Source organism: Streptomyces sp. NPDC059037 (assembly GCF_042740015.1).
In the GTDB taxonomy this organism is placed as follows: domain Bacteria; phylum Actinomycetota; class Actinomycetes; order Streptomycetales; family Streptomycetaceae; genus Streptomyces.
This window is the reverse complement of the sequence record NZ_JBHYIG010000157.1, coordinates 11,347-22,284: the sequence shown is the minus strand read 5'-3', so window position 1 is coordinate 22,284 and position 10,938 is coordinate 11,347. Positions and strand designations below refer to the sequence as shown.

Here is a 10,938-nt window from a genome sequence, read left to right as displayed (position 1 = left end):
GGGGCGGGGTTGTTCCGCCTCCCGACCGGGGGGGTGTGGGGGGCCCCCCCCGCCCGCGGGGGGGGCCCCGCCCCCCCCCCCCCGCCCCCACGCCCGGATCGGACCATCAGGCCCGCCCGGATCAGACCGCCTGCGCCGCCACGTACGAACCGCGCTTCTCGATCGCCATCTGGTACAGGCGCCCGGCGCGGTACGAGGAGCGGACCAGCGGCCCGGACATGACGCCGGAGAAGCCGATCTCCTCGGCCTCCTCCTTCAGCTCCACGAACTCCGCCGGCTTGGCCCAGCGCTCCACGGGGTGGTGGCGCGGCGTCGGGCGCAGGTACTGGGTGATCGTGATGAGCTCGCAGCCCGCGTCGTGCAGGGCGTGCAGCGCCTCGCTGATCTCCTCGCGCTCCTCGCCCATGCCGAGGATGAGGTTCGACTTGGTGACCAGGCCGGCCTCACGCGCCCGGGTGATGACCTCCAGCGAGCGCTCGAAGCGGAAGCCGGGGCGGATCCGCTTGAAGATGCGCGGCACGGTCTCCACGTTGTGCCCGAGGACCTCGGGGCGCGAGGAGAAGACCTCGGCCAGCTGGTCGGGGTCGGCGTTGAAGTCGGGGATGAGCAGCTCGACCTTGGTCTTGCCCTCCGCCCGCTCCGCCGTCATCGCGTGGATCTGGCGCACGGTCTCCGCGTACAGCCAGGCGCCGCCGTCCTCCAGGTCGTCGCGGGCGACGCCGGTGATCGTGGCGTAGTTCAGGTCCATCGTGACGACGGACTCGCCCACGCGGCGCGGCTCGTCGCGGTCCAGGGCCTGCGGCTTGCCCGTGTCGATCTGGCAGAAGTCGCAGCGCCGGGTGCACTGGTCACCGCCGATGAGGAAGGTGGCCTCGCGGTCTTCCCAGCATTCGTAGATGTTGGGACAGCCCGCCTCCTGGCAGACCGTGTGCAGGCCCTCGCTCTTCACGAGGTTCTGCATCTTGGTGTACTCGGGGCCCATTTTCGCCCGGGTCTTGATCCACTCGGGCTTGCGCTCGATGGGGGTCTGGGCGTTCCGGACCTCCAGGCGCAGCATCTTGCGTCCGTCGGGTGCGACTGCGGACACATCGGCTCCCTGTAGCTTCGATTCTTCGGCGTACATCAGGGTACGCCCGTGATGTCGTTGGGCTTACGTCTGGCCAACCTGTGGCCGACGGGGTGCATTCCCTAGGCGGTGGCCTTCTCGGCCTCGGGTACGGCTTCGGGTACGGCGGCGGTCCGCTCGGGTACGGCCTCGGCCCGCTCGGCGCGCTCGACGAGACGCGGCTTGAGCTCCGCGTTCTCCAGGATGTCCCGAAGATGCCGCTCGGCGGCAGGCAGGACGTCGGCGATCGTGACCTCGCGGCCCAGTTCGTACGAGAGCGAAGTCACGCCCGCGTCGCGGATGCCGCACGGGATGATCTTGTCGAACCAGGTGCTGTCCGGGTTCACGTTGAGCGCGAAGCCGTGCATCGTCACGCCCTTGGCGACGCGGATGCCGATCGCGGCGATCTTGCGGTCCTCGCGGCGCTGGCCCGCGTTGGACGGGGCGTACTCCGGGCCGTTGAGCCGGGGGTCGAACTCATCGTCAGCGACCCGCGGGTCGAAGTCCAGGTTCAGCCCGCCCAGCGCCGGACGCTGCTCGCCTTCTTGTCGCGGCTCGCCGAGCACCCATACGCCGCTGCGCCCCTCGACCCGCGAGGTCTCCAGGCCAAACTCCGCACACGTACGGATAAGAGCCTCTTCCAGGCGGCGCACATGTGCTACGACGTCCACCGGGCGCGGCAGCTTCTGGATCGGGTAGCCCACGAGCTGGCCCGGGCCGTGCCAGGTGATCTTTCCGCCGCGGTCCACGTCGATGACGGGGGTGCCGTCCAGCGGGCGCTCACTGGGGTCCGTGCGGCGGCCCGCCGTGTAGACCGGCGGGTGCTCCAGGAGCAGACAGGTGTCGGGGAGCTCGTCGGCGAAGCGCGCGGCGTGCACCCGGCGCTGCTCGTCCCAGGCCTCCTGGTACTCGACGAAGTCCGGGCCGAAGCCCAGCCGGACGAACTCAATCTCACTCACGGCAAGTGCCTCCCTAGAACCTTCACCGTGCACATATCGCGCCCCCAGCCACTGTACGGGCAGCGGATTCCCGTCAGTCCTCCGGTCAATCCTCACACGATCGGATGAATGCAGGTCGAAGGTCGCGATGAGGGCGTTGAGGGCCGTTACATTCACGCCGTTCACAGAGCCATAAGGGCTGCTCAAGGCAACGCCCGAAAGGCAGGAGACCGCACAGCTGATGACGGAACGACCTCCGCAGCGCACGCCCAACCGCCAGCTGGCCGCGCTCATCTCAGAAGCCGGCTTTTCCAACGCGGGGCTCGCGCGCCGCGTCGATCAGCTGGGGCTCGAGCACGGTCTCGATCTGCGGTACGACAAGACATCGGTGACCCGCTGGCTGCGCGGGCAGCAGCCGCGCGGCACCACACCCGCGCTGATCGCCGAGGTCTTCACCCGGCGGCTCGGCCGGCGCCTGTCCGCCCAGGACCTGGGGCTCGACGCGTGCGCGCCGGTGTACGCAGGGCTGGAGTTCGCGGCAACGCCCGAGGAGGCCATCGACATCGTCGGCGGGCTCTGGCGCAAGGACTCCGGGAGCCATGCCGAGCTGCGGAAGATCGCGTTCACCCCGGCCGGGCTCGTCGTACCGAGCAGGGACTGGCTGATCGGCCGCGCCGACGACCGGGTGGGCCGCGGCGACCACGGCCCCGGCAGCGTCCGCGTGCCCTCGCAAGGGCGTCCGGCCATACCGCGCCAGCGCAAGGAACCCGAGCGAGGCGTCGGGGCGAAGGTGAGCAGCGGTGACATCGCCGCCCTGCGCTCCGTCGGCGAGCTCTTCCGCGCGCTCGACCACGCGTACGGCGGCGGGCACGCCCGGCAGGCGCTCGTGCGCTATCTGGAGCACGAGGCCGAGCCGATGCTGCGCGGCAGCTACGGCGAGCAGGCCGGGCGGCGGCTCTTCGCGGCCGCCGCCGACCTGACCCGGCTCGCGGGCTGGACCTCGTACGACATCGCGGCGCACGGCCTGGCCCAGCGGTACTACGTCCAGGCGCTGCGCCTCTCGCAGGCGGCGGGGGACCGGGCGTACGGCAGTTATGTCCTGGTCACGATGAGCCGCCAGGCCGTCTACCTCGGGCACGGGCGCGAGGCGGTCCAGCTGGCGCGGGTGGCGCAGCAGGGCGTCGGCTCCGCGGCGCCGCCCGTCGTGCAGGCCCTGCTGCACTCCGTGGAGGCGCGGGGGCACGGCGTCCTCGGGGAGGTGCGGGCGTGCACGGCGTCGATGGTGCGGGCCGAGCGTGCGCTCGAAGCCGCGCGGCCCGGTGACGAGGTCCCCTACTGGGCGCGGTTCTTCGACGAGGCGCAGCTCGCCGACGAGTTCGGCCACTGCCACCGGGACCTCCAGCAGTACCGGGTGGCCGCCCAGCACGCGGAGCGCTCGCTCCAGCTGCGGGCCGCCGGCTATGCCCGCAGCCGGCTCTTCTGCCGGGTGGTCCTCGCCTCCGCGCGCCTCGCCCTGGGTGAGCTGGAGCAGGCCTGCCAGCTCGGCGCGGAGGCGGCGCAGGCCGCGGGCGAGATGCGGAGCGTCCGTGCGGTCGAGTACGTACGGGACTTCGAGCGGCGCCTTGAGCCGTACCGGGACGCGGCGCCGGTGCGGGGGTACCGGGACAAGGTGGCGGCGCTGGGCTGACGTCCGGCGGTGCGATGTAAGGGGCGGGGCACCAGGTGCCCCGCCCCTTACACGTCTTACACGTCTCTCCGTAGTGCGCTATCTCAGGTTCGCGACCGCCTCCGGAGTCAACGCCTCGTCCCACGTGGTCAGTTCGTCGAGGTCGCCGCGCAGGCTCGCGGTCTCCGTCCCGATGGACCGCAGCGGCAGCGGGATCGACGCCGCGACCGACCCGACCCGCTCCCCGTCGGCGTACAGAGTGGTGTGACCCTCGGTCGTCACCCAGGTCAGCCGTGTCCAGCGGTCCAGCGGGAGCGTGTAGTCGAAGCTGTGGTCCGCCGAGCCGTACCGCGTGAAGCCGACCTTGCCCGTGCCGTGCTGCATCAGCTTCAGGGCGCCCGCCTTGGAGCTGAGGAGCACCTGGTCGGCGGTCCGGGACGACGGGCGGACCTGCACGGACACCGTCCACGGCTCGGCGACGTCCAGGCCGCCGAAGCCGACGCCGTCCTTGTCGGAGTCGAAGCGCCAGGCCTGACCGCGCACGCCGGGCACGGGCGTCGGGTTGTTGATGATGTAGGAGGTGCCGGGCAGGACGCCCGCCGTGTCCTCGGCGAGGATCGTGTTGCCGGGGCTTCCCGCGTACGTCCAGCCGTTCGGGTACGACGCGTCGTCGAAGGTCCAGTGGTGGCTGGGGCGCCCCTCGACGCGCGGCGGCACCGGCGCGGGCGTCGTGCCCGGAGGGTCGCCGATCAGGGCGGCGCGGGCCCTGAAGTCGGCGAGCGTGTCCGGTGTCGCGGACTTGTTCCAGGCGCGGTCGGCGAGGATCGCGCGGGCGCCCGCCATGCTCTTCTCGAAGTAGCCGTCGTCGGCCCAGAAGTTGTAGTCCGCCCAGTTGGTGAGCCCGGAGCCGAGCATGTCGGGGTCGGTGTTCGGGGCCCAGCCGTCGTACATCCAGGGCTCGTCCGGGTAGAGGTGGTGGTAGTTGTTCGGGGTGTCGTAGAAGGGGCCGATGGCGATCTCGTCGTGGCCGGGGATGGCGGGCTCGGCGCCCGTGCCCTCCCAGGTGAGGAAGACGACGGGGCCGTGCACCTTCTGCTGGGGCGCGGTGAGGTGCTCGGAGCCGTTGTAGACGGCGGTGCGCTTGCCGTGCGAAGCGACCACGTCGTCCAGGGTGTTGATGTAGCGGTTGAGCAGGTCGCCGAGCGTGGAGACGTCGGGCGCCGACGCGAGGTAGTCCTTCACGCGCGGGCACTCGGCCAGCTGCCCGGGCACTTCCTCCGCGCCGATCGAGAAGAGCGGCGCGTCGAACCAGCCCGCGAACTCGTCGACGATCTCCTTCGACTTCGCGATCGCCTTGTCGCTGGTCATGTCGATGATCCAGTCGGGCGTGAGGTGTGAGTGCGTGTGCGCCCCCGTGCACGCGTTCGCGCCGGATCCGAAGCCGATGCCGAAGGCCTCGCTGATCACGGTGGCATGGCCGGGGAGTTCGAGCCCGGGCATCAGCTGGACGTGGTGGCGGGCCGCGAACGACTTCAGGTGCTCGATGTCGGCGCGGCTGTAGCTGTGCTCCGGGTCGGCGAGGCCAGGGAACTTGGGGCTGTAGAGGCGGAAGCCCTCGGACTCGGAGAGGTGCAGGAAGAGGGTGTTGAGCTTCTGGTCGCCCATCCTGCGGATCAGGTTCTCCAGGTAGGAGATCTTCCAGTACTTGCGGCCCGCGTCGAGGTGGACCATGCGGACGGCCTGTGCGGGGCGGTCGGTGGAGCTGGCGCGGGGGACCTCGCGGTGGTCCTCCGTGTCGGTGGCGCGCAGGAGTTGGAGGAGGGTGCGCGTGCCGTAGTACAGGCCGTGGGTGGACGCGGCCCTGATGTGGATCGGGCCCGTGCTGTCGAAGGCGTAGCCCTCGGCGCCGAGTCGGCCGTCGGCGGTGAGGCCGAGCGTGATGTCGCCGTCCGCGGGGCGTCCCGTGTCGTCGCTGATGCGCGGCGTGATGCCCGTGACCTGCTTGATCTCCGTACGGAGCTGGGTGGCGAGCCCGCGTACGGACTGCCGTGCGGGGCCCGGCAGTTCACTGCGTCCCGAGGGGAGCGCCGTGGTGGAGCCGGCCCGCGGGTCGATCAGGATGCGGGTGCGCTCGGTGAGCTTCGTACGGCCGTCGAGCGCGGTCCAGTCGGTGGGGCGGGGGATCACGGAGGGGGTGTTCGGGGCCGCGGTCGTGTCCGGAGCCGCTGCCGTGTCGGCGTGGGCGGTTGGCAAAGCTAGACCTCCCATGAATAGGCCGAGGATGAGCGATATCACCGGCATGGTGCGACACACGTGAGTCCTCCCGCGGCTTGACGGTCCGGTGGGACCGTAGCCGGGTGGTATCGGTGTGGCAAGGGGAGTTGCAGGGAGATGCAGGGAGATGCAGGGAAGAGGGAAGCCCCCGCGTGGGGGCGCGGGGGCTTCCGGGGGATTGGTCTAGAGGTCGGATGGATACGGGGGCGGTTCTCAAGACGTCAGGCCGCCGCGAGGGTATGCGTCAGGCCGCGAGCGGCAGCTGACTCGTCCCGTGCGTCGGGTGCACGCCGAAGTCCGCGAGCGCCGCACGCGCCGCACGGCGCCCCGAGTACAGGGCGCCTTGCACCGTGCTGGTGTCCCGGTGATCCCCGCACACATAGAGCCCCGAGAGCAGCCGCACCGGGCGGCGCAGGTCGTGCGGGGGCGGCATCGCGGGCACGGCCTCGCGGGTGTGGTGGACGGCGAGCGGCTCCCAGCGGGCCGTCGACGTGCCGTAGAGGTCGGCGAGATGGGCGAGGACGGCCCGCTCGTCGGGCGGCGGGCCGAGGACCGTCGAGGAGATGAGGGCGCGTCCCGCGGGCGCGCGCGAGGGGTCGACGTGGCTGATGACGGCGGTGTGCGCGACCGGACCCGAACGGTCGGCGTCGAGCAGCAGCGCGGGCTCGGCGAGCGGCGGCTCGGGAGCGGCGTGGTGCAGGACGGTCACCGGGTGGAAGGACGGCACCCGCAGGCCGGGCAGGAGCTCGGCGGCGGCGCGGGCGTCGGTGGCGAGCAGGACGGCGCGGCAGGGCAGTTCGCCCTGGTCCGCCGTCGTGACCGAGGTGGTGGACACGTCGGTGACGCGTACGCCGGTGCGCACCGTCCCCGGCGGCAGCGCGGCCGCCAGGAGCTCGGGGACCGCTTCGGCGCCGCCCTCCGGAAGGCACAGCCGGCCGCGCGCGTACGAGTGCAGGGCGAGGTCCGCGCACCGGCTCGACGTGGTCAGGTCCGCGTCGCACAGGAGCGCCGAGAGCAGCGGGCGCAGGAAGCCGTTGATGGTGCGTGACGGCAGGCCGCGGGCGAAGAGGGCGTCCGCCGCGGGGAGTTCGGGGCGCGCGAGGATGCGCTCCACGGGCGTTGCCGCGAGCCTGGCGAGCGCCGCGGCGAGGCGGGTTTGGTCGAGGGCGCTGCCGAGCGGGGCGGCGCGGGGCGCGGTCCTCGCGGCCCGGGGAACCCGGGGGGCGCTCGCGAGGGCGCGCGCCGCCGTGAGTGCGCCCCTTGCGCCCCGTGCGCTCGTGGGCTCGACGGCGCGGTGGTGCCGACCGTCGCTGTGCACCAGGATGCCGGGGGCGAAGGGCCGCAGCACGAGGGCGCCGAGCGCCGGTGTGTGACGCAGTTCGGGATACGACGTGGTGAGCAGCTGACCGATCCTGTCGAGCCGGAACCCGTCGACCTTCTCCGTGGACATTCGCCCGCCGACGTAAGGGGCGGCCTCCAGGACAACGGTCGTTACACCGGCGCTGGTCAGCTGGTGGGCGGCCGCCAGTCCCGCGACCCCCGCTCCCACGACGACGACATCCGCTTGGTGCGCAGGCTCTAGCACGTGCCCCTCCCCGAGGTTGCGCGGCTGCTGGGGACGTCATGCCCTCAACAGGGCTCCGGAATACCCGAGTTCCGCACGAGGGTAGGAGCCGGACCGGTCAACGGCAGTCGCGCATCGACCGGGCACGGTCGCACGACGGTCGCACGGCGATCAGGGGCCGATGCCGCCGCCCGTGCCGTCGGCGTGCCGTCATTTCTGCAAGGCAGCGCGGAGCGTCTCCTCGATGCCCGGGAACGCGAACGAGAATCCGGACTCCAGGAGTCGGGTCGGCAGCACCCGCTGGCTGCCGAGGACGTCACCGGCCATCTCACCGAGCACGATCCGCAGCGCCGGCTCCGGGGCCGTGAAAAACGTGGGCCGGTGCAGCACCCGCCCCATCGCGGCCGTCACCTCACGGTTGGTGAGCGGATCGGGCGCCGTCAGGTTGAACGGCCCCGACAGGTCGTCCCGGTCCAGGAGGTGGCGCAGCGCGGCGACCTCGTCGTGCAGCGAGATGAAGCTCCAATACTGGCGGCCGTTGCCCAGGCGTCCGCCGAGCCCGGCCTTGAAGAGCGGGAACATCCGCCCCCAGGCTCCGCCCTCGCGCGCCACCACCAGGCCGTTGCGCGCGATGACCGTGCGGATGCCCGCGTCCTGCGCGGCGGCAGCGGCCCCCTCCCACTCCACGCACAGCGACGGCAGGAAGCCCTCTCCATGAGGTGCGCTCTCGTCCACCGCGCGCTGACCGGTGTCTCCGTAGTACCCCATCGCACTGGCGGACAGGAACACCCGCGGCGGCTCGTCGAGCGCGGCAGCGGCGGCGGCGAGCGTCGCGGTGCCGAGCACCCTGCTGTCACGGAGCTCCCGCTTGTACGCGTCCGTCCAGCGGTGGTCGCCGATCCCGGCCCCCGCGAGATTGACCAGCGCGTCGCAGCCCGCGAGCCCCGCCGTGTCGACGTACCCCTCCTTGGGATCCCAGCGCACCTCGTCCTTCTTAAGAGGTGCCCGCCGCACGAGCCGCACCACCTCATGTCCGTCGTCGGCGAGGGCGCGCGTCAGCGCCGTCCCGATGAGGCCGGACGCACCGGTCACCGCGATGCGCAGCCGTCGCGTGGACGGCGCCGACGGCGCTGATTTCCTGGGCTCGGTGGGCTCCATGGAGCCATCCTGCCGTGAAATCGCTCCTCTGGGCCCCAGGGGGCGGCCGTACAGTGGCGCCCATGCCGGATACGCACATACGCACCGCTCTGCCGGACGACGAAGAAGCCCTCGGCCGTATCGACCGTGCCACCTGGTCCACGCTGCACGCGGTGCAGCCGGCGCCGCAGCCGCCCCATCCGCCCTTCTTCAACGAACGCTTCGGCCCGCACGACCATCTGGTCGCCGAACTGCACGGCGAGGTCGTCGGCTACATCAGGCTCGGCTATCCCACGCCGCTGCTCGCCCACGCCCACGTACGCCAGATCCTGGGTTTCGCCGTCGCCGACGAGGCGCGCGGCAAGGGGATAGGACGTGGCCTGGTCAGGGCCGCCGTGGAGGAGGCCCGACGGCAGGGCGCGCGCCGCATCACGCTGCGGGTCCTCGGCCACAACGCTCCGGCCAGGACGCTCTACGAGTCCGAGGGGTTCGTGGTCGAGGGGGTGCTGCCGGGCGAGTTCTTCCTGGACGGCGTCTACGTGGACGACGTGCTGATGGGCCGCCCTCTCTGATGCACCGCCTTCTGATGCACCGCCCTCTGACGCGTCGCTCCCTCTGGCTCACCGGAGACCGGCCCCCTGAAGGACCGGCCCGGCGTGCGGTCCCCACGCGCGCGTAGGAGCGTGAAGACGTACCCCGGAAGGAGCGAACCGATGATCAGGGCCGCGGCCAGTCGTCGGGACCGAGAGGAGCCGAGCCGGCTGCGCGAAGCGCCGCGGCCCCAGTGGATGCGCTGGTCTCCGCCGGTGCTCCTGGCCGTGATCTGCGTGATCCAGCTGGCCACTCCGGAGGCGGTCGACCTCAGCTTCCTGCTCGCGGCAGTCCCGCCGATGGCGGCGCTGTCGTACGGCGCGTCCGCCACGGCCCTCTTCGGCGGCAGCGTGATCATCCTGCTCTCGTTGCCGGGCTTCGGTCTCGGCCGCCCCGGGGACAGCGATCTTCTGACCGTCACCTTCGTGGCGCTGCTCAGCATCTTGTTCGCCTGGGTGCGCAGCCGCCGCGACGCCCAGCTGGTGACCGTCCGCACCGTCGCGGAGGCCGCTCAGTTCGCCGTCCTTCCGCCGCTGCCGGAACGCGTGGGCCCGGTGCGCTGCGCCGGCCTCTACCGCGCGGCACAGGGCGGGACTCTGGTGGGCGGCGACCTCTTCGACGTACGCAAGGGGCCGTGCGGCGTACGGGCGCTGGTCGGCGATGTGCAGGGGCACGGTCTGGAGGCCGTGGGCACGGTCGCCGCGCTGCTCGGCGCCTTCAGGGAGGCGGTGCTCGACCAGCCCGACCTGGAGGGGGTGGCCGGACGGCTCGACCGGCGTCTCGTGGTCGACGCCGAGCAGGCCGAACACGCCGAACTGTTCGCCACCGCCGTACTCCTGGAGTTCCGCGACGACGCCGCGGAAGTGCGGCTCGTCTCCTGTGGTCACCCGCCGCCGCTGCTGCTGCGCGGCGGCACCGTGGAGGAGCTCGATGTGGCACCGGGGCCCCCGCTGGGCCTGGGGATCGCCGGTGTCGCCGCGCCCGAGGAAGTGAGCGTGGCGCTGAAGCCCGGCGACCGGCTCCTTGCTGTCACCGACGGGGTGACCGAGGCACGGGACGCGTCCGGGGCCTTCTATCCGCTGGCCGAGCGCCTCTCCTCGTTCCCCGTCGAGGTGTGGGACAACCCCGCGGTCCTGACGTCCGCGGTCTGGCGGGACCTCGTGCGGTTCTCCGGCGGGGTCGGGGACGACGTGGCGCTGCTGGCGTTCGCGGTGGAGGTCTAGGCCCCCGGGCCCCGAGGGGTGGCGAGGAGCCGCAGGCCGCCCGTCAGCTCCCGCAGGCAGTGCACCGCGAGGGCGGCGGGGGAGCCGGGGCCTTCGGCGGGCGCGTCCGTGGCGGCCCAGGTCTCCAGGGCCAGGCGGACGGCGTCCGTGGCGGCGGCCGCCGCCAGGCGTACGTCCAGGGGGTCGGCGTCGCCCCCGGCGAGCCCGGCGATCACGGGGACCAGCTGCTCCTCGGACTCCTGGTTCACGCGGTACCAGACGGCACGCAGCGCCGGATCGTCCTGCGCGGCGCGCAGCAGGCCCCGCGTCCACTCCAGGGACTCGACCGCGCGGTCGTGGGCCGCCGGGGCGGCCGCCGGCCGCGGGCCGCCCAGCGCCGCCCGCCCCCCCCCCGCGCGCGCGCGCGCGCCCCCACGGGGGCGGGCCCGCGCGGGCGCCCC

At 72.6% G+C, this 10,938-nt stretch carries 8 protein-coding genes and 1 pseudogene; 3 read left to right on the top strand and 6 right to left on the bottom strand.

Going from position 1 to position 10,938, the window contains the following annotated elements:
• Positions 1 to 121: 121 nt before the first annotated feature.
• Positions 122 to 1,087, bottom strand: a complete 966-nt coding sequence (locus tag ACFWY6_RS27980; protein WP_266867766.1) for a lipoyl synthase — start codon at positions 1,085 to 1,087, stop codon at positions 122 to 124.
• Positions 1,088 to 1,188: 101 nt separating this feature from the next.
• The gene (gene lipB / locus ACFWY6_RS27975; protein ID WP_384695788.1) at positions 1,189 to 2,064 is read right to left on the bottom strand and encodes a lipoyl(octanoyl) transferase LipB; all 876 of its coding nucleotides are present in this window, start codon (positions 2,062 to 2,064) and stop codon (positions 1,189 to 1,191) included.
• A 220-nt stretch (positions 2,065 to 2,284) separates the two neighbouring features.
• Between lipB and ACFWY6_RS27970 the strand changes: the two genes are divergently transcribed.
• Complete coding sequence (locus ACFWY6_RS27970; RefSeq protein ID WP_384695785.1) at positions 2,285 to 3,730, top strand: regulator; 1,446 nt, start codon at positions 2,285 to 2,287, stop codon at positions 3,728 to 3,730.
• A gap of 78 nt (positions 3,731 to 3,808) precedes the next feature.
• On the opposite strand, the gene ACFWY6_RS27965 is transcribed toward ACFWY6_RS27970, so the two are convergent.
• The 3 genes from ACFWY6_RS27965 to ACFWY6_RS27955 all read right to left on the bottom strand — a co-directional run bounded on the left by ACFWY6_RS27965 (position 3,809) and on the right by ACFWY6_RS27955 (position 8,705).
• On the bottom strand, positions 3,809 to 5,962 hold the full coding sequence (locus tag ACFWY6_RS27965) for a family 20 glycosylhydrolase (protein ID WP_384695782.1): 2,154 nt from the start codon (positions 5,960 to 5,962) through the stop codon (positions 3,809 to 3,811).
• A 265-nt stretch (positions 5,963 to 6,227) separates the two neighbouring features.
• Positions 6,228 to 7,568 (bottom strand): NAD(P)/FAD-dependent oxidoreductase, encoded by a 1,341-nt coding sequence (locus ACFWY6_RS27960; RefSeq protein ID WP_384695779.1) that lies wholly within the window; start codon positions 7,566 to 7,568, stop codon positions 6,228 to 6,230.
• A gap of 189 nt (positions 7,569 to 7,757) precedes the next feature.
• Positions 7,758 to 8,705: a TIGR01777 family oxidoreductase gene (locus ACFWY6_RS27955; RefSeq protein ID WP_384695776.1), complete on the bottom strand. Its 948-nt coding sequence runs from the start codon at positions 8,703 to 8,705 to the stop codon at positions 7,758 to 7,760.
• 62 nt (positions 8,706 to 8,767) lie between these two features.
• On the opposite strand from ACFWY6_RS27955, the gene ACFWY6_RS27950 reads away from it, so the two are divergent.
• Together ACFWY6_RS27950 and ACFWY6_RS27945 are read left to right on the top strand one after the other, a co-directional pair.
• The gene (locus ACFWY6_RS27950) at positions 8,768 to 9,256 is read left to right on the top strand and encodes a GNAT family N-acetyltransferase (RefSeq protein ID WP_384695773.1); all 489 of its coding nucleotides are present in this window, start codon (positions 8,768 to 8,770) and stop codon (positions 9,254 to 9,256) included.
• A 141-nt stretch (positions 9,257 to 9,397) separates the two neighbouring features.
• Positions 9,398 to 10,498, top strand: coding sequence for a PP2C family protein-serine/threonine phosphatase (locus tag ACFWY6_RS27945; protein WP_384695770.1), 1,101 nt, complete (start codon positions 9,398 to 9,400; stop codon positions 10,496 to 10,498).
• Here ACFWY6_RS27945 and ACFWY6_RS27940 read toward each other — a convergent pair.
• Positions 10,495 to 10,938: pseudogene (locus ACFWY6_RS27940) on the bottom strand (TetR family transcriptional regulator); the annotation flags it as partial. The gene ACFWY6_RS27945 and the pseudogene ACFWY6_RS27940 sit on opposite strands and share 4 nt — an antisense overlap.

Coding starts and splice junctions, on each gene's coding strand:
- ACFWY6_RS27970 (WP_384695785.1), top strand. CDS start 2,285: ATGACGGAACGACCTCCGCAGCGCACGCCCAACCGCCAGCTGGCCGCG.
- ACFWY6_RS27955 (WP_384695776.1), bottom strand. CDS start 8,705: ATGGAGCCCACCGAGCCCAGGAAATCAGCGCCGTCGGCGCCGTCCACG.
- ACFWY6_RS27950 (WP_384695773.1), top strand. CDS start 8,768: ATGCCGGATACGCACATACGCACCGCTCTGCCGGACGACGAAGAAGCC.
- ACFWY6_RS27945 (WP_384695770.1), top strand. CDS start 9,398: ATGATCAGGGCCGCGGCCAGTCGTCGGGACCGAGAGGAGCCGAGCCGG.